This window comes from Asticcacaulis aquihabitans, assembly GCF_032490435.1.
GTDB lineage: Bacteria > Pseudomonadota > Alphaproteobacteria > Caulobacterales > Caulobacteraceae > Asticcacaulis.
The window spans coordinates 188,590-214,166 of record NZ_JAVGWM010000003.1; the positions used below are offsets into that span (position 1 = coordinate 188,590).

The window sequence follows — 25,577 nt, forward strand, 5'->3', positions numbered from 1 at the left end:
GCGGGGGATTTCTTTATTGCGAAGCACCTTACATGGCCCCGAACAGACCTCCCGCGAAGCCCTCAGGCGGTAAGCCCACCTTCCAGCGCAAGCTGGTCAAGCGCCCGCCTTCGAAGGGCATGGCCGCCAAGATCGCCGCCAAGCAAGCGCCGATCAAGCATCCGGACCCCATCATCAATACGTCGGACGACGGCGATATCGGCATGAATGCGCGCATAGCCGCCATGACGCTTATCGACGCGGCGTTGACCAAGCGGTCCGGTTTCGACGAAGCCGTCACACGCGCAGAATTCCTCAGCCTGTCCGAATCCGAACGCAGCTTTGCCCGCGCCATGGCCCTGCTCGTGCTGCGCCGCCTGGGCCAGCTCGACCATTTGATTGAAAAGCGCACACAGAAGACGCCATCGGCAGCCGTATGCGATCTGTTGCGCATTGGCCTCGTCCAGATCGGCTTCATGAACGTGCCCGATTTTGCCGCCGTTTCGACAACGGTGAAACTGGCGGAACGCGCCTCAAATACCCGGCCTTTCAAGGGCCTGATCAACGCCATCCTGCGCGGCGTCATTCGCGACCAGGAAAAGTTCGGCGGCGGGTTGCCGGCGCCCATCGCTTCGCGCCTTGCCCCCGATTGGCTATATGCGCGCTGGAAGGCCGCCTATGGCGAAGACAATGCCAACGGCATCGCCTACACCCTGACCGAAGAGCCGGCGACCGATCTGTCGTTCAAAAGCCAGGCCTATCTCGAGCGCCATGCCGAGGCGCTGGAGGGTGCTGACCTTGGTGGCCTGACCTTGCGCAGCGCCCTGCGTGGCGACCTGCGCGAATGGGCCGCCTACGAAGACGGCGTGTGGTGGGTTCAGGACGTGGCGGCCACCGCACCGGTGAATGTGCTGGGGGATATTACGGGAAAGACGGCTATCGACCTGTGCGCAGCACCCGGCGGCAAAACCATGCAATTGGCGGCGCGCGGGGCTCAGGTCGTTGCTCTTGACCGGTCGAAGAATCGTTTGAAGCGGGTTGAGGAAAACCTGGCACGTACCGGCCTGTCGGCGGAAATCGCCATGGCCGACGCCGAAACATATGACGATACGCGTCAGTTTGATATCGTGCTGCTTGATGCGCCCTGTTCGGCGACCGGGACCTTCCGCCGCCAGCCCGACGTGTTGTGGGCGACTCGTCCGGCTGACATTGCCAAACTAGCCGACGTCCAGCACCGCCTGCTCGACTCGGCCGCCGACCGGGTAAAGTCGGGTGGTGAACTCGTCTACTCGACCTGCTCTCTGGAACGCGAAGAAGGTGAAACCCAGATTTTGGCCTTCCTGCGCCGTCATAAGGACTTTACCTTGGTCAAGCTTTTGCCCGAAAACGCGGCTGATATCGGCGTTCCCGCCGAATCGATCCGTCCGGAAGGCTGGCTACGTCTGTTGCCGCACCATCGTCCAGGCGGCCAGGACGGATTTTTTGTCGCCAAACTGCGGCGCGGTTAACCCGTCAAGCCGGTTGACCTGATACATGTAAGCACCTTAAGCAATGCATCCCTTATCCGCGAGTTGCCTATGACCACCCCGTTGATCTGTCCGTCCATCCTGGCTTCCGATTTCGCCAAGCTCGGCGAAGAGGTCCGGGCCATTACCGAGGCCGGTGCCGACTGGGTGCACATCGATGTGATGGATGGCCATTTCGTGCCCAACATCACTATCGGGCCCGACGTGGTCAAAAGCCTGCGTCCGCATTCAAACCTGCCGTTCGACTGCCACCTGATGATTTCGCCGGTCGATGCCTATCTTGAAGCCTTTAAAAACGCCGGCGCTGACTATATCAGCCTGCATCCCGAAGCCGGTCCGCACCTGCACCGTTCGCTGAAATATATCCGTCAGCTTGGCGCCAAGGCGGGCGTCGTGCTCAATCCGGCCACACCGGTCGATATTCTCGACTGGATCATGGACGATATCGATCTGGTTCTGGTCATGAGCGTCAATCCGGGCTTCGGTGGCCAAAGCTTCATCGACAGCCAGCTGCGCAAGATCGAGGTCATCCGCAAGAAGCTGGATGCCGTCGGCCACCCCGCCATCCTCCAGGTCGACGGCGGCGTGAATGCGCAGAATGCCCATCTCTGTGTCGAGGCCGGAGCCACAGCCATGGTCGCCGGTACCGCGGTGTTCAAAGGCGGCCCGTCCGCCTACGCCCAGAATATCAAGCAACTGAAAGGCCTGTAATGCAGGCCTACGAATCCACCCCCCTTGCCGATGTCTTCGCCGCAGCCGCGCCGTGGCAAAAGGTGGTTGGCGCGTGGTTGCGTAAGCAGGCCGGGGCGGAACTCTTCGGCATGCCGGGTTACCGCCTGACCCTTAAGGGCCGCGTGCCCGACGGCCTTCTGGCGGCACCGCGCGACGGACGCCCCGCCAATGCTCTGCAGGGCAAGGCCATCCTGTCGGGCCGGTTTGCCCTCGCCAATGCGCGCATGAGCGTTCAAGGGTCCGGCGATCCCTGGAACCGCCCGTCGCCGACGCGGGCTTTTGCCATCTCCTTGCATCAATTCGCCTGGCTGGCGCCATTGATGACCCAGGGCGATGATGGCGCAAAAGAAGCCGTACGACTTTTCCTGCTGTGGGCGCGGACCTTCCGTAACTGGACGCCGTTCACCTGGGGCGAAGAGGTCCTGCCCCGCCGGCTGATCAATCTATCAGTCTATGCCCGGCGTATGGCTGCCGTTTCGACGCCGGAAGAGGTGCATCTGCTGGCCCAGTCGCTGGCAGAACAGGGCCGTCATCTGTTGCGCCTGCATAACAATCAGGCCTGTCAGGCCTCGCGTGCCGTGGCGCTGGTCGCTGTCGGCTGCGTGTTGTCGGGGGGTGTAGGAGACAGCTTCCGCAAGAAGGGGCTCAGCCGGCTTAGCAAGGCGTTGCGTCGTACGGTGCTGGCGGATGGATCGCATGCTTCGCGCAGTCCCGAGGAAGGCTTGGAGCTGCTTTACGACCTGCTGCTGCTGGTCGATGGTCTCAGTCAGCGCAGCCAGGCCGTGCCCGATTATATTGAACACCATATCGACAGCCTGTCGCGTTTCGTACGGACACTCAGCCACCCGGATGGCTCTCTCGTGGCCTTTCAGGGCGCGGAGTCGGTTTGCGAAGACCAGATCGCGCCGGCGCTTTTGCAAACCGATGGCGCAGGCGGGGCATTGCCGCTTGTGCTCGAGCAGGGACGCTATCACTGCCTGTTGGGTCGCTCATTAAGCGTTTTCGTCGATACGGGTGAAGCCAGGGCGGGTGATTTTGGCTCTGCCGCCTGCGACTACCCGATGACCTTCGAAGTCTCCGGTGGTCGTGACAAGCTGATCGTGTCACCTGGCTGGTCACCAATCCAGTCGGATCGTCATGCCTTGCGTGTGGTTGGTGCCGCCAATACGCTTAGCCTCGGCGACGATGTCATTCTGAAGCCGATGGCGGGCAAATTCGGCGAGCTGCTGCACTTCGCCTTGGAGGGCCTGCGTTACAAGGTGCGGTCGCGCCGCGTCGAGGCGGAAGACTCCGGCACATTGCTGGAGATGGAACATGAAGGCTGGCGCAGCAAGTTCGGTCTGAAACACGAACGCCGCCTCTATGTCGATGCCCAGCGCGACGAACTGCGTGGCGAAGACCGCCTGACGCCCATGCCGTCGAAAAAGGACATGCCCGTCCAGACGCAATATACGGTGCGTTTCCTTTTGCATCCAGAAGTCCAGGCCTCACTGGCACGCGACAAGAAGAGCATTCTGTTGCGCGGACCGGGCGGACGTGGGTGGTGGCTGCGTCACGATGCGCGCGACGTGTCTCTCGACGAAGGCGTGGTATTCGAAAAGGGCGTGGCGCGCAAAACGACCCTGATTGCCCTGCACGGTACCGCACGGCTCGATGGCCAGAACCGGCTGCGCTGGAAGTTGTCACCTGCCGAAGCATGAGGCGACGGACGCGCCTGTAAAGATTTATAGGCTGGACGCAAGCTCCCAACTGCTTTCTTACATCGGAAATTGGATACTGCGCACCAAATACGCACGTGCTTGCGTGTGTTGAATAGGAGCACGATAATGACACATATCCTGAAGACAGCCACTGCCGCCTTGGTCAGCGTAACCTTGATTGCCGGTTCGGCAGCCATTCCAAACGTCGCGGACGCGACGACCTACCGCTGCAAATATGAACAAAAACGTTCGGGCGACAAGGGTGCCGTCGTCGGCGCTATCGCCGGTGGGCTGCTCGGTAGCCAGATTTCCAAGAACGAACGTGGGCTCGGTACTGTCGGCGGCGCGGTTGCCGGCGGCTACATCGGCAGCAAGGTTGCCAAGAATAATGTGAAGCGCCGTTGCGTCGATGAGGCGGCCTATCGTACGCGCACAGTCTATGAAACCGATCGCCATGGCCGCAAACAAAAGGTCGTCTATCGCTATGTTCGGTAATAAAAGTAGCGAATAATTTTTCGCCACCACCTGACACCAAAGGCCCTGCCGGAAACGGCGGGGCCTTTGTACGTTGGGATGACAAGGGTGTCATAAGCGATTTAAGCTGTTCAAAAATAAATGCTTTTCTGAACGAGAATGAACGTGGGCGTCAAATCCCGTTCAGGTTGGAAGGCTTATAACGGTCCTCATCAACGGCACACGGCCCCGGATAAACCGGATCAGCCAGTCAGGCCACAGACACGAAGGACTAAAGTTATGAGCAATATTTTTAAAAACAGCATGAAACGCTTTGGCGCCGCGGTCATCACCTCCGGCCTGATCCTCGGCTCCACGGCGGCGGTTGTCGCCCCAACCACCGCTTCGGCCCGCACTACCTATCAATGTGAGGTCACGAAGTCCAATAGCGCCAAGACCGGTGCGATCCTGGGTGCCATTGCCGGCGGCCTGTTGGGCAGCCAGGTCGCCAAGAACGAAAAGGGCTTAGGCGCGGTCGGTGGCGCGGTCGTCGGTGGCGTCCTGGGTAACAAGCTGGGCAAGGACCAGGGCAAGGATACCTGCAAGAAGGCGGAGGCTGCCATGGAACGTCAGCGTTACGAAGACCGCTACTACAATCAGCGCTACAGCTACAAGTCTTACCGCAGTGGTGACCGGTACGCGTCTCGCTACTAAATCGGCAGCTTGAGATTGCGGTCACCAGCGAAGACCCCGTCGTGCTCACCCACGGCGGGGTCTTTGTATTTTGCGGGGTAGGCAAACCCTGCGGCGTCGTGTAAACCGCGCGGCATTCAGCTTAACACCGCAAGGCCACCTGACCCCCGCCGGGACCGGGCTTGCGCCGTCAAAACCTCTGGGTTTTGCCAATTCGATAGAGACCTGTCATGCCTGCTGCTCCCGATTTTCCGCCCGCCGCCGATCTTGTTGCACCTAAGCGCGCGCTCATCTCCCTGTCAGACAAGGCGGGATTGATCGAAGCCGCGCAGGCCCTGGCCGCCGCGGGCATCGAAATCCTGTCGACGGGTGGCACGAAGGCGGCCATTGCTCAGGCAGGCATCGCGGTCAAGGACGTATCGGAGGTCACAGGCTTTCCGGAAATGATGGACGGCCGCGTAAAGACCTTGCACCCCAAGGTGCATGGCGCGCTTCTGGCCTATCGCGATGCGCCGGAACATGCGCGCGCCCTCGCAGAGCATGACATTCAGCCGATCGACATCGTCTGGATCGATCTGTATCCATTCGAAAAGACCGTTGCGGCCGGTGGCACCTTCGAAGCGGCTATCGAAAATGTCGATATCGGCGGTCCGGCCATGATCCGTTCTTCGGCCAAGAACCACCCCTATGTCAGCATCTGCGTTGACAAGGCCGGCATGGATGAGGTTCTGGCCGCGATCCGGGACACCGGCACGACCTCGCTGGCCTTGCGCAAATCCCTGGCTGCACGCGCTTTCGCCCGCACTGCCGCCTATGATGCTGCGGTGTCGAAATGGTTCTCCGCCCAACTGCAAGACACCTACCCGGTGCGCAAGACCATCGGCGGCGAGCGTCTTCAGACCATGCGCTATGGCGAAAATCCGCACCAAACCGCGGCCTTCTATAAGACGGGTGAGGACCGCCCCGGCGTCGCCACCGCCCGGCAGTTGCAGGGCAAGGAACTGAGCTACAACAATGTGGCCGATACGGACGCCGCTATTGAATTGGTCGCCGAATTCGATCCGTCGCAATCAGCCGCCTGCGTCATCGTCAAACACGCCAATCCGTGCGGCGTCGCCACCGGTGATGACCTGCTCACCGCCTATAAGCGCGCGCTGGAGTGCGATCCCATCTCGGCTTTCGGCGGTATCGTCGCTCTCAATCGCAAGCTCGACAAGGCCACGGCCGAAAAGATCGTCGAAATCTTCACCGAAGTCGTCGTCGCGCCGGATGTCGATGAAGACGCCATCGCCGTCTTTGCCGCCAAGAAAAACCTGCGCCTGCTCATCACCGGCAAATTGCCCGACCCGCTGTCCGGCGGTCAGGTGTTCCGTTCGGTGGCCGGTGGCATGCTGATCCAAAGCCGTGATACGGCGCGCATCACGGCGGCTGATCTTAAGGTGGTTACCCGCCGTCAGCCGACGCCGACCGAAATCCAGGACATGCTGTTTGCCTTCACCGTCGCCAAGCACGTCAAATCGAACGCCATCGTTTATGCCAAGGACGGCCGTACGGCTGGCATCGGCGCCGGCCAGATGAACCGCCGCGACTCGGCCCGTATCGCCCGCCTGCGCGCCCAGGAAGCCGCGGAAGGCCTGGGTCTCACGGAAAGCCTGGCCCAAGGGTCGGCCTGCGCCTCTGAAGCCTTCTTCCCGTTCCCGGATGGCCTGCTTGAAGCCGCAGCGGCGGGTGCCACGGCGATTATCCAGCCGGGCGGTTCGATTGGGGATCAGGCGGTCATCGATGCCGCCGACTCGGCGGGCCTGGCCATGGTGTTTACGGGCGTGCGCGTTTTCCGCCACTAGGGGGAGCCTGAACAGGTAAGCCTTCGAAACAGGCGGCTATTAAAGGGCCCGGAGCGCTCCGGGCCCAAATATCTCAGCGAGGCTGACAGGGGCCAAACCCTGTTTTCAAGCCTGACACGCGGGCAAGCCTTGTCAGTCATATCTAACTGGCCCTTTCCTGGCCAGCGTCAATGCGTTTCCATGGTGATCCTGGGGTTAACGGACTTATTTGCCTAACTGCCCGTGGCAACAGGTTTTTTTTAGAGCCTCCATTACCGGTGCCTTCATGATACCGGTTTCTCCTCCATTTCGCAGATATGGCGAGAAAATTTCCGAATTGCTGAAAAAAATGTATTAATGGTAGCGGTATCAGTACGTTAATCTATCAACAACCCCTTGAACTCATTTTCATTTTCGGACATGCTTGAAAAGGTAAGTTTCACCTGGCGGGGGAGATACATATGCTGAAATCAGAACTCATTGAACGCCTGGCCTCCGAATATCCGCATCTGACACAAAAAGACGTCGAACGGGCCGTCAATCTGATTCTTGAATCAATGATTTCCACGCTGGAAAAAGGCGGCCGCGTAGAGCTGCGCGGTTTTGGCGCCTTGAGCGTCCGATCACGCCCCGCCCGGGCCGGGCGTAACCCACGCACCGGCGAATCCGTCAAGGTGCCGGCCAAGCATGTACCGTTTTTCAAAAGCGGCAAGGAATTGCGCGAGCGTCTGAATCTCTCCGGCGATGATAACGGATAAGGAGCTTAGGCCGTGAGCATTGTTTCCGAATTCAAAACTTTCCTGATGCGCGGCAATGTTATCGACCTGGCGGTCGGTGTCGTTATCGGTGGCGCTTTCGGCAAAATCGTCACCTCATTGGTAGACAACATCATCATGCCGCCGATCGGGCTTGCAACGGGTGGTGTCGATTTTTCCAGCCTCAAGCTGATCCTAAAGCCCGCTGACGCTGCGGCCAAGACGGCTGAAGTTGCCATTTCCTATGGCCTGTTCATTAACACGATAATCCAGTTTGTGATCATCGGTACCGCTATCTTCCTGGTGGTCAAGGCCATCAACAAGCTGATGCCGGCCCCTCCGCCACCGCCACCCCCCGCGCCACCGGGGCCTTCGCAAGAAGAACTGCTGGCCGGTATCTTGGCTGAACTTAAGGCCCAAAACGCAAAATAACAAAAAGGCCCGGAGCGATGATGCTCCGGGCCTTTTCTTTTGGTTTAGGCGGGAAGCTTGATCTCGCCGGTAAAGTGACCCTTGAACGCGATGTCCGCCAGAGGCAGGCGTCCCGAAGGCGCCTCACGCGCCTGCAAGCCTTCCGGCAAGCTTGACGCCTCGCCCTGATACCCGATGGCAACGGCGGCCTCGACCTTCAAGGTGTCGGGCAGGCCGAGCACCACCGGCACCTTGTCATATTCGATTCCAGCCATGCCGTGGGCGACTAGGCCCATGCTGTGGGCCTGCAAGGACAGCGACATGAAGGCGGATCCTGCGTCGAAGCTGTTGGTGATATTCTGACGCTGACCGTCGAACGACGTCACGGACGCGATAAAAATCAGCGCGCCGGCATCCTTGGCCCATCCTTCGTTGAACGGGACCAACAGGCTGAGCAGGGTATCGAATTCCGGTTCACCGCGCACGCCGTAGAAGAAGCGCCAAGGCTGAAGGTTGGAGGCCGACGGCGCCCAGCGCGCGGCTTCCAGAACGGTCAGGACCTGCGTTTCCGTCACAGGTTGATCGGAAAAGGCGCGCGGCGACCAGCGCTCAAGAAATTGCTTTTCGATGGGGTAGTCGGATGTGCGCTGGGTCATGATGGCTCTCACTCCATTATACTGGCCATTAAATAACTGGCTTTTGCGGCTGATTTCTGATTCACCTCAAAGGCTGGCAAATCAGCAATATGTAACTATATGTGTAGCAGTTACTTTTTTCAAGAGGTGAAGTGTTTGCTCGATACAATTCAGCACAGGTTTTCGCTTCTTGAACCCTACATAACCGCCTATGGCCCGTCCGATACCGTCTCTCGTCCGGCGGTCCTGCTTTTTCACGCCTGTAACGGCGTACGCCATCACATCCATGACTATGCCCGCCAGGTCGCGACCCTCGGTTACCGCGCCTATGTCATAGACAGTTTTCTGCCGCGCGGGTGGGATCATACCGCCGCGATGAGCCTGGTATGCTCAGGTCTGGCGCTGCACGGTTATGAACGTTCTGGCGATGTGCTGGCGGCGATCTGGGGGTTGGCGCAACGACCGGAGGTCGATGCCAGCACGCTCATTTTGGCGGGCTGGAGCCATGGTGGCTGGTCGATCATGGATCTCATGACCCAGAAACTGACCCGTCCGGGGGAGGCGCGGCTTGAAAACGGTTCACCCGAACCCATGAAAGGGGTCAAAGGCGTGTTCCTTGTCTACCCCTATATCAATTTTCCGGCGCGGTCGAATACCCATGGCTGGGAATACCGGCCCAAGACCCAGGCGGTACTGGCGCGGCAGGATTTCCTGACGGCGCACAGCCATGCCGACCATATCTTCAACCACCTGAAAAGCGAAGGGGTGCCGGTCGAACGGCTGGACCTCGAGGCCACCCATTGCTTCGATGAAGACAGCGCGCTTCATTTCGGCCCCTTGATGGCCTATGATAAGGCCAGCCATAAAAAAACCGAGATGGCGTTCGAAGCCTTTATACTGGATGTTTTCAGGGGCGCGTGACGCCCTGATCATGGGGGATGGTCAATGGATACTATGGCGCAGCGTTATGCCTTGCTGGAGCCGGATATTACCGTCTACGGCCCGGACGATGATATCGTCCGCCCGGCGGTGGTGCTGTTTCACGGTTGCGGCGGTCTTCGGCCCCACGTCCATTTCTATGCTCAGGCCGTCGCGCTGACCGGGGTGCGTGCCTATGTGGTTGACAGTTTCAAGCCGCGCGGCTGGAATCGCAATTTCGCCGTTTCGCTGATCTGTTCAGGGGCGGTCATGCAAGGCTATGAACGGTCCGGCGATGTCTTGTCGGTCCTTTGGGGTCTGCAACGCAGCGGCAAGGTCGATATGGATCGAGTGATCCTGACCGGATTCAGCCATGGTGGCTGGTCGATCATGGACCTGATGACCCAGCCGCTGACCCAGCCAGGCGAAGCGAAGCTGGCCGATCCTGATGCGTCCTTAGTCGAGCGTGTTAAGGGGGTGTTCTTCGTCTACGCCTATATAAATTTTCCGGCGCGGACCAATTCGAAGCCGTGGGTCCATAAGCCGAAAACCTTCGCGGTCCTGGCCAAAAAAGACCACCTAACGCCGCTTCGCCATTCCGAAAAGATATTCGCCAAACTGCAAGCGCAAGGCGTCGATGTGACGGTCCTGCCGCTTGATGGCACGCATGCGTTCGATGAAGAGGATAATTCCGGTCTGGTCATGAAATATGATCGGGCAGTCATGCAGACCTCGCTTGAGGCGTTGCTTGGCTTTACGACACAGCTGTTCGGCCTGCCCGATATCCCGAAAGCCCCTGATATCTCGAAAGCCGAAGACAGCGCACGCGCGGCGGGCTGACATGGACACGCTGGGGGCGCGGTTCGATCAGTTGGCACCACATATTCTGGCTTATGGACCGCCGGACACGGTGGCACGGCCGGCGGTCATACTGTTCCATGGGTGCGGTGGCATTGCCGCCAACCTGCTCATTTACTGCCAGGCCGCTGCCCAGGCCGGTGTTCGTGCCTACATTATCGACAGTTTCTCGCCGCGCGGCTGGTCGCGCAAACACGCCGGGTGGTGGGTGTGTCGGGGTTTGAAACTGCGCGGTTACGAACGATCAGGGGATGTTCTGGCAGCGGTGTACGGCCTGTCGCAGCGTCCGGAGGTCGATGCCGATCGGTTGATGCTGGCAGGATGGAGCCACGGCGCCTGGGCCATCATGGACTTGATGACCCAGAAATTGGACAGGCCGGGCGATGCCCGCCTGCTCGATCCGTCGCCGCAATGGCTGGACGGGGTGAGGGGCCTTTTCCTCGTCTATCCCTATATCAATATCATGGCGCGGTCGGTGACGCGGCCATGGGCGCATAAGCCGAAAACAATGGCCATACTGACCCTTAAGGATCATCTGGCCAGTTATCGGCAATCACTGAAACTGATACGGAACCTGCGCAAACAGGGTGTTGTCGTCGATACCGTAACCTTCAACGCTACCCATGCCTTCGATGAGGAAGGCATAGATAAGACGCGTATCATGGCCTACGATCCTGAGGCTCTGACCTCTACGCTCGACGCCTTGCAGGAATTTATCAGCAGCACGCTGGCCTGAGCCCCAAATCCCGGCCTGACTCGGCTTACATCTTCATGTCACCGTGATCCATGGCGCCGGACGTGCCGGTCTTGGCCAGGGGCGTATCAGAGACTGGCATGTGCAGCGTGACCGGGCCGGCGTTTTTGAAGGCCAGGGTCACGTCGACCGTCTGGCCGGCCTGGGGCCGCTCCGTCAGGTTTTCGAGCATGATGTGATTGCCGCCGGGCGCGAAGGTGATTGTTTCGCCGGACTTTATGACAAACCCGTCCTTAGCTTCGGCCATTTCCATCACCGACCCATTCATCTTCATCGTATGCAGCGTGGTGGTGGTGGCGCAGGTGCATGAGGCCGAGATAAGCTGATCCTCGCTACTGCCCTTGTTCGTAATGGTGACATAGGCGGCGGTGTTCGGATTATTGCCAAGGGCCGACCGTATGGCATAGTTGGTCATTTCCAGGCTGGATTGCTTGACGACACCATTGATATCGCTCGATTTTTCGACACTTGTCGTCGTCTTTTCGACCTTTTCACAGGCCGACAGGCCGGTGAGAGACAGACAAGCGACAGCGGCAACAGCAAACTTCTTCATATCCGGCTCCTTAGAGTACAATCCGATAAGGTGGGGACCCCCTTTTCGGACTTATTGTGCGACAAAACGAAGATCTGGAACCGGGTTTTGATACCATCAAAGCCCGGTTCTAATTGGATCAGCCCCAGAGGCCGACGATCTTTTTAACGTCCTTCACCACCGGCGCGGCGACATCGTTGGCGCGTGCCGCGCCAAGCGTCAAGACTCTGTCGATTTCCGCCGGGTCGGCGAGCAGGCGGCGCAGCTTGTCCGAAATCGGCGCCATCCTTCCGACCACGACGTCGGCCAGGGCAGGTTTGAACGTACCGAAGCCCTTGCCGCCGAACTGATCGAGCACTGCCTGAGCCGAGAGGCCGGACAGGGCGGCATAAATGCCGACCAGGTTCTTGGCCTCTGGTCGGTCTTCCAGCCCTGCCTCTGCTTCGGGCAGGACTTCGGCGTCGGACTTGGCCTTCTTGATCTTGCCGGCGATCGTATCCGCGTCGTCGGTGAGGTTGATGCGGGAATTGTCGGACGGGTCCGACTTCGACATCTTGGCCGTACCATCGCGCAGCGACATGATGCGAGCACCCGGGCCTTGATACAGGGTGTCAGGCAGCGGGAAGTAATCGACGCCGAAGTCGTGATTGAATTTCTTGGCGACATCGCGCGTCAGCTCCAGATGCTGGCGCTGATCCTCGCCGACGGGCACGTGAGTAGCCTTATATAGCAGGATGTCGGCCGCCTGAAGTACGGGATAGGTATAAAGGCCGACGCTGGCGCGTTCTTTGTCCTTGCCCGCCTTGTCCTTGAACTGGGTCATGCGGTCGAGCCAGCCCAGGCGCGCGACGCAGTTGAAGATCCAGGCCAGTTCGACGTGACCGGGCACGGCCGATTGCGGAAAAATGGCTGATTTCTCGACGTCGACGCCGGCGGCGAGGTAACAGGCGGCGATCTCACGCGTCTGGCTCAGCAGCTTCTGCGGGTCCTGCCAGACAGTGATGGCGTGCAGGTCGGCGATGAAGAAGAAGCGCTCGGCGTCTTCTGTCTGCATGTCGGCGAACTTCTTCAGTGCGCCGAGATAGTTGCCGAGGTGCAGCGAACCAGAAGCCTGGATGCCGGACAGGATGCGTTTGGTCGTCATGTTAATCCCTAGAGCCCGTTATGTAACCAGAAAACGCTTTAGCGGCGCCGCAGCATCGCCTTCAAGTCGCGGGACTTTACCGCCCCAGTTACAAATAGCAGCCCGATATAGAGGAAGAGACCGGCGAAACAAACCCCCAGAATGGCAATTTCCTTGACCAGATGCGGCATGATCTGGGCGATCTGGGCCTGGATGAAGGGACGATAGGTCGAACATAAGGCCAGGAAGGCGGCCATGCCGACACCGGCGATCATCACCTTGGTCAGTCCGGCAGCGCTGCGCGGCGACAGGTGCCACATCTTGCGGCGGATCAGGCTGATCAGCATCAGGATGACATTGGCCCATGCGCCCGCAGAGGTGCCGATGGCCAGGCCCGGCACACCGATAAAGTGGAACAGGGTAACGCCAAGGCCAAGATTGACGGCGACATTGACCAGGGCAAACTTCATCGGGCCGAAGGTGTTCTTGCGGGCGTAAAAGGCCGGGCTCAGGATGCGCGTCAGGACGAAGGCGGGGACACCCCACCCGTAGTGGAGGAGGGCGGCGGCGGTTTGCTGGGCATCGTGGATGTTGAACTGACCGCGTGTGAACAGGCCATCGATCAGAAAGAAGGGTATCGACACCAGGGCGGCCGCGGCGGGCAGGGTCAGGGCCATGGAAAAAATCAGAGCGTCGTCCATGGTATTCTGGGCGCTCTCGTGATCTTGGGCCTGGACGGCCCGCGACAGGGCGGGCAGAAGGGCGACGCCGATGGCGACACCAACCAGCCCAAGCGGCAATTGATACAGACGGTCGGCGACGTTAAGCCACGACCGCGCGCCCGGTACGGCGGACGAAAAGGCCTGGGACACGAAGACGTTGATCTGTGTGGCGGCTGCCGCCAGGGCGCCGGGAATAGCCAGGACCATCAGCTTGCGAATGTCGGGCGTGACACGTGGCATGAAGCTTATGCCGATACGGGCGCCGACACGGCGAACGCCCCAGAACAACAATCCGGCCTGGATTACCCCAGCGGCCAGAACCCCCCAGGAGGCGGCATAGGCGGCGCGTAGGGGGTCATGCTGCGGCCAGACGGCAATCAACATGACGGCGTTCAGCACGGTTGGAACGGCGGCCGAAACGATGAAACGTCCCCGCGCATTGAGCACGCCCGACATCAGGGCGACCAAGGCCATGCACGGCAGGTAGGGCATGGTGATCTGGGTCAGGGTGATGGCCAGCTTGAACTTGACCGGATCGCTGAAATAGCCCGGATTGATGACATGCATCAGCCACGGCATAGTCAGCTGAGCGATAAGGGTCAGGACCAGGGTGGCAAAAGCCAGTGTCGCCATGGCATCACGGGCCAGCTTGTCGGCAGCAGCCTCGCCTTCCTGCACCAGCACGGCGGAATAGGAGGGCACGAAGGCGGCGGTGAACGCGCCTTCCGCAAAGATGCGGCGGAACAGATTGGGAAAGGACAGCGCCGTGTAATAGGCATCGGCCGCGATATTGCCGGACGCGCCCAGAACCGCCGTAATGACCAAGTCACGCGCCAAGCCCATGAAGCGGCTGATCAGGGTGAAGAAGCTGTTGATCAGCGAATTGCGAACCAGGCCGGAAGATTTGGCGGGTGCCGGCTTGGCGGGAGCGTCGGAAATGTCTGGCACGGAGGCACTCGGGAAAAGGGTTCCTCCGCTTTATGCCTGTCGGAGATTTCCCGCAAGCCCTTATAGGTTAACGCGCCAGACTGGCCCGGGCGCGGGCCAGGTTACGTTTTGGCGCCTGGCTTGGCTGATCCAGCAGGGCCAGCAACTGTTTTTTCAGGCTCTGCTTCTGGCCGCCGCTCAATTGCGCCTTGCGGAAATGGTCGCTGACATAGAAGGCGTCGACGGCGCGTTCGCCGTAGCAATCGACGTGCGCGGACGCGATGTCGAACCGCGCCTTGGCCATGACTTCGACGATATCGGCCAAAAGGCCGGGCCGGTCACGGCCGGACACTTCGATAATGGTCACATTGGCGTTGCTGTCGTCGTCGAAAGACACCGTTGGCGCAATGGCAAAGGCGGCGGTGCGGGCGGCCAGGGCCGATTTCCACTTTACCGGCTCGGGCAATTGCCCGCGCGCGGCGGCGTCCAGGGCGCTTTCGGCATGTTTCAGGCGGGGCGGATCGTCGTGGGCGAACGGCATGCCGGTGGTGTCCTGGACGTAGAAAATATCGAGCGCATGTCCCGTTTTCGAGGTGAACACCTGAGCCCCGACGACATTGCCGCCAAGATTGGCGAAGGCGCGCGACAGGTCGGCGAACAGGCCGGTCCGGTCCTCGGCTGAAATCGAAAAGGCAGTGGCGTTGCGGACGGTGTCGATGCGCGACCGCACGGCAGACCCGGGCGCCGTTGCCGATTGGACCAGGGCGGCATGTTCTCTTATCTCGTCGCGGCTGAACGAAAACAGATAGCTTTCATCCATCGTCTCCAGCCAGGTGGCCATATCGGCATTGTTCTCGCTCAAGGCGATGCGGCGGCGGTCGGCACGTTCGTGTTGTTCCAGCCGCACGCGATCGATGGCATCGGCTCCCCGGCCACCGCGGAAGGCGGATTCGGTTGCCGATACCAGATCTCGCATCAACTGGCCCTTCCAGGCGTTCCATACGCCAGGGCCCACGGCGCGAATATCGGCGACGGTGAGGATGAGCAGCAGCCGCAGGCGCTCCGGTGTTTCGACGATACGGGCGAAGGCGGCGACGGTTTCCGGGTCGGAAACGTCGCGTTTTTGAGCAAAATCCGACATGACGAGGTGATGGCGAACCAGCCAGGCGACCTGATCGATCTTCCAGTCCTCCAACCCCAGCCGTTGGCAGGCCTTGCGCGCGGCGCGTTCCCCGCCGATTTCCTGGCCGTCCTCTCCGCCCTTGCCGGTGTCATGCAAAAGCATGGCAAGGTATAGAGATTCCTTGTCGACGAGCTGCGGCATGATGGTGCTGGCCAGCGGGTGCTCGTCCTTGTATCGGCCGGTATCGATGCCGTGGATGACGTCTATGGCCCGCAACGTATGCTCATCGACCGTATAGGCATGATACATGTTGAACTGCGTCTGGGCGACGATGCGCCCGAATTCGGGAATGTAGCGGCCGAGCAAACCGGTTTCGCTCATCATCGACAACGTCTTGTACGGATCCTTGCCACGCACCAGAAGGTCCAGAAACAGACGCGCCGCTTCGGGATTGCGCCGTAACGACGGCGTCACCAGATCGAGATTTCGGGCAATGGCGGTAAAGGCGTCCGGATGCAGATCCAATTCCAGCCGATCGGCCATCTTGAACAGCATGAACATCGCCACCGGCGATTTCTTGAAGATATCGGCGCTGTTGACGCTCAAGCGCCCATTGGTGACGACGAAGCCCGGATGGTCGGCCCGGGTCAGGTTCATGATGCCGGATTGTATCAGGTTTGACAGGCGAACCAGCGGCTTGGCCTGCTGGGTTTCCAGCTTGGTGCAGAACGTCCGGGTCAGGGCGCCGACTTCCTTGGCGACCACAAAATAGCGGCGCATGAAGCGTTCGACATTGGGTTCGCCTTCGCGATCTATGAAGCCCATACGGCGTGCCACTTCGGGCTGAAGGTCGAAGGTCAGGCGTTCCTCACCCCGGCCGGCAGCGGTGTGCATGACGATACGCACCTTCCACAGGAAGTCGAAGGCGCGCATGAAGATACCGCGCTCCTTGTCGGTCAGGAGGGCATCCAGAACGCCCCATTGACCTTTCGGTGCGGGCGGCTCCGGCGTTGGGGCAGCGCTCGGCCGGCCCTGTCGTTTCAGGTTTTCTTCAAAGGTGCGCTGACCCGCCAGATATTTGGCGATCCAGAACAGGGTGTGCAGGTCGCGCAGCCCGCCCTTGCCTTCCTTGATATTGGGCTCAACGACGAAGCGGGTCGTGCCAGCCTTTATGTGGCGCTGGTCGCGTTCTTCCAGTTTGGCGGCAACAAAGCTAAAGGCCTGGGACTTCAGGCCTTCGTGATTGAATTTGTCTTCGAGATTCTTGGCCAGGCCCTTGTCGCCGCAGATCAGGCGGCGTTCAAGAAGCGCAGTCATGATGGTGTGGTCGCCGCGCGCATATTTGATGGTCTCATCCACCGTGCGCGAGGAATGACCGACTTTCAGGCCGAGGTCCCACAGGGTATAGAGGATAAACTCTATGACCGATTCCGAATGGGACGTTTCTTTCCAGGCACGGAGAAATAAAAGGTCGAGGTCGGAATAGGGGGCTAGCTCACCACGGCCATAGCCACCCACGGCCATCAGCGCCAGACGCTCGCCTTCGGTCGGATTGCGGGCGCGGTAAACATGCGTCAGCGTAAAATCCCACAGGGCAGACACAATGTCGTCGGTTATTTTGGATAGGGCTTTGGCCGTCGCCTGGCCGCCCTTGTGTTCATCGATGCGTTCCAGAATGCTGGCCCGACTCAGGTCGAGCGCTTCTTTAAGAATCGCGACGGCGCGCTTGCGCAGATCGAGCGTTTCGCCGGACGATTGTTCATAGGCCTCCGTCAGCGCCGCCCGCAGGAGTACGCCATCTATCCGATAGGCTGGCGACAGGGGATGGGTCTGGGTAAGCATATGCAGGTCACTTGTCAGGGGGAAAACGGCGACTGCCTTACTCCTTAAGCAATTTGTGTAAATTATAAATAACTTCCAAGGCTTCTTTGGGGCTTAAATCGTCCGGATCGACGCCTTTCAGCGCTGTTTCGACCTTCGATGCGCTTCGCGCCGCCGGCTCGGGGGGGCGAAGCGAGGAAAACAGGGGCAGGTCGTCGAGGCGCAGTTGCGTCTGGTTGTCCTCTTCCAGTCGGGTCAGGATATCGCGGGCACGCGCAACGACGGCGCCCGGCATCCCGGCCAGGCGGGCAACCTGGACACCATAGGATCGATCCGCCGAGCCCTTGCGGGCTTCGTGCAGGAAGATCAGTTCACCGTCATGCTCACGCGCCGTCAGGGACAGGTTGTTGATATGGCTGAGCTTGCCTTCCAGTCGCGCCAGTTCATGATAATGGGTGGCGAACAGGCTGCGCGCCTGGATCGTATCGTGCAATTGCTCTGTACAGGCCCAGGCGATGGCCAGCCCGTCATAGGTAGCGGTGCCCCGGCCAATTTCGTCCAGGATGATAAAGCTGCGTATCGTCGCTTGGGTCAGGATGGCGGCGGTTTCAACCATCTCCATCATGAAGGTCGATCGGCCCTGGGCCAGGTCGTCGCCGGCGCCGACGCGCGAAAACAGCTTATCGACCACGCCCAGATGCATCGACTTGGCCGGCACGAACAAACCGGCCTGAGCCATGATGATCAGGAGCGCGTTCTGGCGCAGATAGGTCGATTTACCGGCCATGTTCGGACCGGTTACCAGGGAGAGGCGCGCGGCGTCCTGGCCGGATGCGTCGAGATCGACATCGTTAGGCGTGAAGGGTTTGCCCTGGGCCTTCAGCGCGGCCGCGACGACCGGGTGACGGCCACGGCAGATTTCTAGCCGCAGGCTGTCGTCTATTTTCGGACGGCACGCGCCCCACTCTTCAGCCCAGCAGGCATTGGCGACGGCGACGTCGAGCGCGCATATGGCGTCGTGTCCGCCCTGGATTTCGGCGGCGGCCAGGCGCACCTGTTCGCGCAACTGTTCGAAAATGTCCATTTCGAGCGTCAGGCCCTGCTGGGCGGCGCGTTGAATGCGACCGTCCAGTTCGATCAGCTCGGTGGTGACAAACCGGACCTGATTGGCCAAAGACTGGCGGTGGATGAACTGCTTTTGCGTGTCCTGGGCCTGAAGCTGTTCCGCCAGCTTGGCGCTCAGCTCGATGAAATAGCCCAGCACATTGTTGAACTTGATACGAATGGCGATGCCCGTTTCGGCGGCCAGCCGCTGCTCCAGCGCCAGGATGATCTGGCGGCTGTCGTCGCGCAGGGTACGCGCTTCATCAAGGTCGGCATTGAAGCCCGGACGAATGAAGCCACCGTCCGACAGCTTAAGCGGCGGCTCTTCGACCAGGGCGCGCTCCAGCGTGTCACGCAGTTGGCTGAGCGGCCGTGATGGAACGAGGGCTGAGATGATGTCGTCGATTTCTTTTGGCGTCTCGGCCGGACTACCGGCCAGGTCTGACTTGACCTGATGACGGGCGTCGTTGAGCGCGTTCGCCAGATTTTCGCCAACGTGCAGGGCGCTGGTGATGACGCATAGGTCTCGCGCACTGCCCCGGTTGAGCGACAGGCGCGACAGGGCGCGCGCCTGGTCGGACAGGGAACGCATCAGGGAACGAAGCTGTTCACGCAGGTCGCGCCGGGGCAGGAGCCAGTCGATGGTGTCCAGGCGGGCATTGATGGCATCGGGGTCGTACAGGGGGCGTGACAGGCGGTTGAGCAGAAGTCGGCAGCCGCCTGAGGTTACTGTCATGTCGAGGGCGCTGATCAGGCTGCCTTCGCGTTTGCCCTGCTGCGTCCGGTCGATTTCAAGCGAATTGCGGGTGGCGGCGTCAATCGACAGGTAATTTTGCGATACAACCCGCGCGGGGGGCTTCAGGCTCGGGATCTTGCCCGCCTGGGTCAGGTCGATATAGGCGGCGATCAGGCCGAGCGCCGAAATTTCAGCGGGTGAAAACTGACCGAAACCGTCAAGGGTCTGAACACCGTAAAGCTTGAGCAGGCGCGCCTCTCCGGCGGCTGGATCGCACAGTGAGGCCGGTTGCGGCTGGATGACCCCGCCATACATCTTAAGCAGCGGGTACAGGGTTTCGTCCTGGATCAGCCGGTCGGCAACCAGACTTTCCGACGGCCGCAAAGCGGACAATTGCACGCCGACCTGATCGGGAGCGACCTCCACCACCTCGACATCGCCGGTCGACAACTCAACCGCCGCCAATGCCAGCACGCCACCGCGCGAGGACAGCGCGACCAGACGGTTGGCGACGCTCATTTCCAGCAAAGTGTCCTCGGTAAGCGTACCGGGCGTCACGACACGGGTAATGCCGCGCTTGACGGTTGCCTTGGCGCCGCGTTTCTTGGCTTCGGCCGGGTCTTCCAACTGGTCGCATACGGCGACGCGATGACCCAGGCGGATCAGCTTGGCGATATAGGCCTCGGCGGCATGGGCCGGCACGCCAGCCAGCGGAATATCCTTGCCCTGAAAGGTGCCGCGCTTGGTCAGGGCCAGAGACAGGGCCTGGGAAGCGGTCACCGCGTCTTCGAAAAAGATTTCGTAAAAGTCGCCCATCCGCATCAGCAGAAGCGCGCCGGGATGCTGCGCCTTCAGCTGAATATACTGGGCGATGACCGGTGTGGCACCTTCGACATTGGGCGCTGCGTTTTCGGGGGGTGGGGTCTGGGCGTTCATGGCAGCAAAGTTAACCATTGTTAACAGGCAAGAGAAGGGCTTCAACACACGAAAGTGTGCACAATGCTGTCTGAAAGCGTCTTATAAAAACAACAACTTACAAAATCATTTGTCCGACAATACAGAAAAGTCAACCCCTGTCTCGGTTTGACCTTTATAAGCGATTGATCTTGTTCTATTAGTTCAAGCTGACGCAACGATAATTATACTACAATTGCCACAACGTTTAGAGTTTTCATGTCCACCGAAAAACAGACCTTCAGCGACGAAGAAGCCCTCCACCTCCATCAGTATCCGCAGCCGGGTAAGATCGGCCTGCTGCCGACGAAGCCGATGGCGACCCAGCGCGACCTGGCGCTGGCCTATTCGCCGGGCGTGGCGGTGCCGGTGCGTCGCATAGCCGAAAACCCGGAAGCGGCTTACGACTATACGTCGAAGGGCAATATGGTCGCGGTGATTTCCAACGGCACGGCGATCCTGGGCCTTGGCAATCTGGGCGCCCTGGCCTCCAAGCCGGTCATGGAAGGCAAGTCGGTTCTGTTCAAGCGCTTCGGTGATATCGACAGCTTCGACATCGAGGTGAACACCCAAGACCCCGACGAATTCATCACCGTGGTTAAGAATATCACGGCCTCGTTTGGCGGCATCAATCTCGAAGACATCAAAAGCCCGGAATGCTTCATCATCGAGTCGGCCCTGCAGGACCTGGCCGATATCCCCGTTTTCCACGATGACCAGCACGGCACGGCCATCATCGCCGCCGCCGGTCTGATCAACGCGCTGGAGATCACCGGCAAGCGTATCGAAGATGTCAAGCTCGTGCTCTGTGGCGCCGGTGCGGCGGGCCTGTCCTCCCTGTCGCTCGTCAAGGCGTTGGGTGTGAAGCATGAGAATACGACGGTTGTCGATATCCACGGCGTCGTCTATGAAGGCCGCACGATCGATATGGACCAGTGGAAGTCGGTCCATGCCACCAAGACAAACAAACGCACCCTGGCTGAGGCCATGGTCGGGGCCGATATTTTCCTCGGCCTGTCGGCAAAAGGCGTGCTGACCTCGGAGATGGTCGCCACTATGGCCGCCAAGCCGATCATCTTCGCCATGGCCAATCCGGACCCGGAAATCACCCCGGAAGACGTGGCCAAGGTACGCAGTGACGCCATTGTCGCCACCGGCCGCTCCGATTACCCTAACCAGGTCAACAATGTCCTGGGCTTCCCGTATATTTTCCGTGGCGCTTTGGACGTGCGGGCGCGTCGCGTGAACCACGAGATGAAGCTGGCTGCGGCCCGCGCCCTAGCCATGCTGGCGCGCGAGGACGTGCCCGATGAAGTGGCCGCCGCCTATCAGGGCCGTCACCTGAAATTCGGCAGGGACTATATCATTCCGTCGCCGTTCGATCCGCGCCTGATCTGGTACATCCCGCCCTTCGTCGCCCAGGCGGCAATGGATACGGGTGTCGCGCGCAAGCCGATCGATGATATGGATGCTTACCGCAAGCGCCTGGAACAGCGCCTCGATCCGTCCGCTGGTTTCCTGCAAACCATCTATACCGCTGTGCGCGCGCGTCCGGCCAAGCGTATCGTGTTCGCCGAGGGCGAGGACATTTCCGTTATCCGCGCCGCCCATGCCTTCAAGTTGCAGGGGCTCGGCACGCCGATCCTGTGCGGCCGCGAGAACCTGATCGAGGCCAATATGCGCGCCGCGGGCATTGATCCGGCGGAAGAGGGGATCGAGATCATCAATGCCCGCCTGTCGCATCGTAACGCCGCCTATTCGCAGCTTCTTTATTCGCGTCTGCAACGCGAAGGCTATCTCAAGCGCGATGTTGACCGCCTGATCAACCAGGACCGCAACTCCTTCGCCGCCGCCATGGTCATTTCCGGCCACGCCGACGGTATGGTGACGGGCGTCACCCGCATGTTCGACCAGGCGCTGGATGATGTGTTGCGGGTGGTGGATCCGGCGCCGGGCGGGCGGATCATGGGCCTGTCGATCGTGCTGGCGCGCGGCAAGACCATTTTCGTCGCCGATACAACGGTGGCGGAACTGCCGTCGCCGGAAGAACTGGGCGATATTGCCATCGAAGCCGCCATGGCGGTGCGCAGCATGGGTCACACGCCGCGCGTCGCTTTCATGAGTTATTCGACCTTCGGCAATCCGAAGGGTGAGCGCTCTGATCGGGTCAAGGAAGCGGTGCGGTTGCTGGAACAGCGCGGCGTCGATTTCGAATTCGAAGGCGAGATGCCACCCGATGTGGCGCTCGATCCCTCTCTGTGGACCAACTATCCGTTTCAGCGCCTGACGGCACCGGCCAATGTGCTGATCATGCCGGCCATCCATTCGGCCTCGATCTCGACCAAGATGATCGAAGCCCTGGGCGGCGCCACCGTTGTGGGTCCGCTTCTCCTCGGCCTGTCAAAGCCGGTGCAGATTTGCCAGCTGTCAGATTCGGTGTCGAAAATTCTGACCATGGCCACGTTTGCCGCTTACGACATCCGGGCGTCGGCGAAAATCTAGAGTCTGGTTTATCGGATCGAAAAAGGACGCTCCAGGCTATGGGGCGTCCTTTTTGTTTTTTGCTGCGCTAGAAACCCAGGACATCCTGCATGTCGTAGATGCCGGGCTTCTGCTTGCGGCCCCATAAGGCGGCCTGGATGGCGCCGCGCGCGAACAGCGTGCGATCGCGCGCCGAATGCGAAAAGGTGATGATTTCGTCTTCCGAGGCGAACAAGACGCTGTGCTCACCGACAATGCCGCCACCCCGAACGACGGAAAAGCCGATCGTGCCTTCCTGGCGCGCGCCGGTTATGCCGTCGCGTGCGGCAACCTTCACATCTGTCAGGTTGACGCCACGCCCATAGGCGGCGGACTCGCCCAGCATCAAAGCTGTACCAGACGGTGCATCGACCTTTCGCCGATGATGGGCTTCAGTGACTTCTATGTCCCAGGTGTCGGCATGGAGGCGCGCGCTGGCCTGCTTCAAAAGCCCCATCATCAGGTTGACACCCAGCGAAAAGTTGCCCGACTTTATAATCACCACCTCGTCGGCGAACAGGGATAACTTCCGTTCCTGTTCGGGGGTGAAGCCCGTGGAGCCTATGACCTGCACGAAGGGACGTGGGCGGCTCAGGCCTTCGCTGGCACAGGCTTCACACAGGGCTAGCGAGGCTTCGGGTGTTGAAAAGTCGATAGCCACATCGCTGCGTGTCAGGTCTGGCGTGTCGCCGTTGCCAAAACGGGCGGAAATGGTTTCACCCGTTTCGTCGAGCACTTTCGCTACGGCCAACCCCATGCGGCCCTTGGCGCCATTGATGGCGAAACGCGTAACGACGGACATAATCGACCCCATACATGCGGATAATCCTTCCCGAATATGCATAAGGCCCGGTCAGGTCAATTGCTATTGCCCTGTGAAGCGCCCGTGAAGCGAAAGACGCGTGCCGGGAGCACGCCCGTTTGTCCGAAATCGGGGACATCATAGGTCGCCAGCGGCGTAAGAAGATCAAGCGGTAGGGGTTTGCGGCCCATGTCGCCGACTAACACCTCTATACCGGCGTGGATGCATGCGGTGCAAAACGTCGCCATCCTGGCCGCCAGCTCAGGCTCATAGAAGATATCGCCGGCAAGGATCAGGTCGGCATCGGGCGGTGCGGTCAGTTCGCCGTTCTGCACGGCCAGGATAACGCCGTTGGCTTCGGCATTGAGCGGGATGACACTCGCGGCATAAGGATCGATATCCACCCCCATTACCCCCGCCGCGCCGCACAGGGCGGCCGCAATTCCGACAACCCCGGAACCCGCGCCCAGATCGACGACGCGGCGGCCCCGAACACAGTCCGGATGATCAAGCACATAGCGCGCCAGAACCGTTCCGCCAGCCCAGTGATAGGCCCAATAGGGGGCAGGTGCGTCATCCCCGATCAGTCGCGACAACCGGCTGGCGGGATGGGCGCGATACAGGCGAATTTCGGGAACGCCAGGTGCGGGTTCAAGGCGCAGATTGGTCAGTATGAAATCGCGCGCATCGGGCATGGACGCCTTTTTGGCCGATACCCTGCCATAAAGCAAGAAACCCCGCCGAAGCGTGTTCGACGGGGCTGTCCTAAAACTTAAATATGTAGGGTCTGTGACCCGGCTATTGAGCCGCTGCGCCGGTGATATCGTCCCAGAACCGCTTTGCCCGATGCATGAAGCCCTGGCTTTGCGCATAGGACTGTTCCTCGGCCAAGGTTGCGAATTCCTTCATCAATTCCTTCTGCCGGGGCGTCAGATGCTTGGGTGTTTCGATGAACAGTTCGACGATCAGGTCGCCCTTCTGCTTTGAATTCAGCACCGGCATCCCACGGCCCTTAAGCTTGACCTTGTGGCCAGTCTGGGCGCCTTCGGGGATATCGACGCTGAGCTTGCACTGGCCATCGCAGCCTTCGCCGCCCATCAGGCAGGGCACATCCAGCTCGCCGCCAAGTATCGCCGTGGTCATCGGCACAGGGATGGAACAATGCAGATCGGCCCCGTCGCGTTCGAATATCTCATGCTCAGCGACGCTCAGGAAGATGTAGAGATCGCCTTTCGGCCCGCCCTTGACGCCGGCCTGGCCTTCACCCTTGAGCAGGATGCGCGCGCCATCGTCAACGCCGGCCGGGATACGGACTCGGAGGTCTTTATTCTGGCGGACCTGACCATGACCGTGACAGTTGGTGCACGGATCCTTGATCGTTTGGCCCTGACCGTTACAGGACGGGCAGGTGCGTTCGACAGCGAAGAACCCGTTCGAGGCCCGAACCCGGCCCGCGCCTCCGCAGGTCGGACAGGTGCTGGGTTTGGTGCCGGCCTTGGCCCCCGAACCGTGACAGACTTCGCAGGTCATGGTGGTCGGGATGGTGATCTCGACCTCGGCGCCCTTATATGCCTGCTCCAGGCTGATTTCGTAATCGTAGCGCACATCCGGCCCACGCTGAGCGCCTTGGGGGCCGCGGCGCTGCTGCTGACCGAAGATATCGCCGAACATTTCCGAGAAGATGTCCTCGACGTTCGAGAAGCCTGCGCCGCCAAAGCCACCGCCGCCGAACCCGCCGGCCGATTGGCCGTTCATGCCGGCATGACCGTAGCGATCGTAGGCGGCGCGCTTTTGCGCATCGCTGAGCACCGAATAGGCTTCGTTGACTTCCTTGAAGCGCACCTCCGCCTCAGGGTCGCCCTGGTTGCGGTCCGGATGGTGCTGCATCGCCTTCTTGCGGAAAGCGGATTTCAGCGTGACCTCATCAACGGTCCGCTCGACTTCCAGCACTTCGTAATAATCACGCTTATTCATAC

Annotated in this window: 21 protein-coding genes; 12 read left to right on the plus strand and 9 right to left on the minus strand. The window is 60.3% G+C overall.

Annotated features, from left to right (window positions below):
- Nucleotides 1-32: 32 nt before the first annotated feature.
- From RCJ00_RS11595 to mscL, 8 genes are all read left to right on the plus strand, one after another.
- On the plus strand, nt 33-1,487 hold the full coding sequence (locus RCJ00_RS11595) for an RsmB/NOP family class I SAM-dependent RNA methyltransferase (protein ID WP_316222083.1): 1,455 nt from the start codon (nt 33-35) through the stop codon (nt 1,485-1,487).
- Nucleotides 1,488-1,556: 69 nt separating this feature from the next.
- Entirely contained in the window at nt 1,557-2,216 is a 660-nt protein-coding gene (gene rpe / locus RCJ00_RS11600; RefSeq protein WP_316222084.1) for a ribulose-phosphate 3-epimerase, read from the plus strand.
- A complete protein-coding gene (locus tag RCJ00_RS11605; protein ID WP_316222085.1) occupies nt 2,216-3,937 on the plus strand; it encodes a heparinase II/III family protein in 1,722 nt (573 codons plus the stop codon). Before rpe ends, RCJ00_RS11605 begins: the two co-directional genes overlap by 1 nt.
- A 126-nt stretch (nt 3,938-4,063) precedes the next feature.
- Nucleotides 4,064-4,432 (plus strand): glycine zipper 2TM domain-containing protein, encoded by a 369-nt coding sequence (locus tag RCJ00_RS11610; protein WP_316222086.1) that lies wholly within the window; start codon nt 4,064-4,066, stop codon nt 4,430-4,432.
- A 258-nt stretch (nt 4,433-4,690) separates the two neighbouring features.
- On the plus strand, nt 4,691-5,104 hold the full coding sequence (locus RCJ00_RS11615) for a glycine zipper 2TM domain-containing protein (RefSeq protein ID WP_316222087.1): 414 nt from the start codon (nt 4,691-4,693) through the stop codon (nt 5,102-5,104).
- 209 nt (nt 5,105-5,313) lie between these two features.
- On the plus strand, nt 5,314-6,927 hold the full coding sequence (gene purH / locus RCJ00_RS11620; protein WP_316222088.1) for a bifunctional phosphoribosylaminoimidazolecarboxamide formyltransferase/IMP cyclohydrolase: 1,614 nt from the start codon (nt 5,314-5,316) through the stop codon (nt 6,925-6,927).
- A gap of 440 nt (nt 6,928-7,367) precedes the next feature.
- On the plus strand, nt 7,368-7,664 hold the full coding sequence (locus RCJ00_RS11625; protein ID WP_023456126.1) for an integration host factor subunit beta: 297 nt from the start codon (nt 7,368-7,370) through the stop codon (nt 7,662-7,664).
- 12 nt (nt 7,665-7,676) lie between these two features.
- Entirely contained in the window at nt 7,677-8,093 is a 417-nt protein-coding gene (mscL, locus tag RCJ00_RS11630) for a large-conductance mechanosensitive channel protein MscL (protein WP_316222089.1), read from the plus strand.
- Nucleotides 8,094-8,137: 44 nt separating this feature from the next.
- Here mscL and RCJ00_RS11635 read toward each other — a convergent pair whose 3' ends face one another.
- A complete protein-coding gene (locus tag RCJ00_RS11635; RefSeq protein ID WP_316222090.1) occupies nt 8,138-8,728 on the minus strand; it encodes a nitroreductase family protein in 591 nt (196 codons plus the stop codon).
- Between the two features lie 135 nt (nt 8,729-8,863).
- On the opposite strand from RCJ00_RS11635, the gene RCJ00_RS11640 reads away from it, so the two are divergent.
- From RCJ00_RS11640 to RCJ00_RS11650, 3 genes are read left to right on the plus strand one after another with little or no spacing between them, the layout of a single operon-like run.
- The gene (locus RCJ00_RS11640; RefSeq protein WP_316222091.1) at nt 8,864-9,628 is read left to right on the plus strand and encodes a dienelactone hydrolase family protein; all 765 of its coding nucleotides are present in this window, start codon (nt 8,864-8,866) and stop codon (nt 9,626-9,628) included.
- Nucleotides 9,629-9,652: 24 nt separating this feature from the next.
- Entirely contained in the window at nt 9,653-10,465 is an 813-nt protein-coding gene (locus RCJ00_RS11645; protein ID WP_316222092.1) for a dienelactone hydrolase family protein, read from the plus strand.
- A gap of 1 nt (nt 10,466) precedes the next feature.
- Nucleotides 10,467-11,219, plus strand: coding sequence for a dienelactone hydrolase family protein (locus RCJ00_RS11650; protein WP_316222093.1), 753 nt, complete (start codon nt 10,467-10,469; stop codon nt 11,217-11,219).
- Between the two features lie 25 nt (nt 11,220-11,244).
- Here RCJ00_RS11650 and RCJ00_RS11655 read toward each other — a convergent pair whose 3' ends face one another.
- The 5 genes from RCJ00_RS11655 to mutS form a co-directional block, all read right to left on the minus strand.
- On the minus strand, nt 11,245-11,790 hold the full coding sequence (locus tag RCJ00_RS11655; RefSeq protein WP_316222094.1) for a copper chaperone PCu(A)C: 546 nt from the start codon (nt 11,788-11,790) through the stop codon (nt 11,245-11,247).
- 118 nt (nt 11,791-11,908) lie between these two features.
- Complete coding sequence (gene trpS, locus RCJ00_RS11660; RefSeq protein ID WP_316222095.1) at nt 11,909-12,913, minus strand: tryptophan--tRNA ligase; 1,005 nt, start codon at nt 12,911-12,913, stop codon at nt 11,909-11,911.
- 38 nt (nt 12,914-12,951) lie between these two features.
- Entirely contained in the window at nt 12,952-14,562 is a 1,611-nt protein-coding gene (murJ, locus tag RCJ00_RS11665) for a murein biosynthesis integral membrane protein MurJ (RefSeq protein ID WP_316222096.1), read from the minus strand.
- Nucleotides 14,563-14,629: 67 nt separating this feature from the next.
- Nucleotides 14,630-17,506: a [protein-PII] uridylyltransferase gene (locus RCJ00_RS11670; RefSeq protein ID WP_316222097.1), complete on the minus strand. Its 2,877-nt coding sequence runs from the start codon at nt 17,504-17,506 to the stop codon at nt 14,630-14,632.
- Between the two features lie 37 nt (nt 17,507-17,543).
- Nucleotides 17,544-20,261, minus strand: a complete 2,718-nt coding sequence (gene mutS, locus RCJ00_RS11675; protein WP_316222098.1) for a DNA mismatch repair protein MutS — start codon at nt 20,259-20,261, stop codon at nt 17,544-17,546.
- A 237-nt stretch (nt 20,262-20,498) separates the two neighbouring features.
- Between mutS and RCJ00_RS11680 the strand changes: the two genes are divergently transcribed.
- On the plus strand, nt 20,499-22,781 hold the full coding sequence (locus tag RCJ00_RS11680) for an NADP-dependent malic enzyme (protein WP_316222099.1): 2,283 nt from the start codon (nt 20,499-20,501) through the stop codon (nt 22,779-22,781).
- Between the two features lie 67 nt (nt 22,782-22,848).
- Here the strand turns inward: RCJ00_RS11680 and dapB are convergent, their stop codons facing one another.
- The 3 genes from dapB to dnaJ all read right to left on the minus strand — a co-directional run bounded on the left by dapB (nt 22,849) and on the right by dnaJ (nt 25,575).
- The gene (gene dapB / locus RCJ00_RS11685; RefSeq protein ID WP_316222101.1) at nt 22,849-23,601 is read right to left on the minus strand and encodes a 4-hydroxy-tetrahydrodipicolinate reductase; all 753 of its coding nucleotides are present in this window, start codon (nt 23,599-23,601) and stop codon (nt 22,849-22,851) included.
- A 56-nt stretch (nt 23,602-23,657) separates the two neighbouring features.
- A complete protein-coding gene (locus RCJ00_RS11690; protein ID WP_316222102.1) occupies nt 23,658-24,296 on the minus strand; it encodes a class I SAM-dependent methyltransferase in 639 nt (212 codons plus the stop codon).
- Nucleotides 24,297-24,399: 103 nt separating this feature from the next.
- Nucleotides 24,400-25,575, minus strand: a complete 1,176-nt coding sequence (gene dnaJ, locus RCJ00_RS11695; protein ID WP_316222104.1) for a molecular chaperone DnaJ — start codon at nt 25,573-25,575, stop codon at nt 24,400-24,402.
- Between the last annotated feature and the right edge of the window lie 2 nt (nt 25,576-25,577).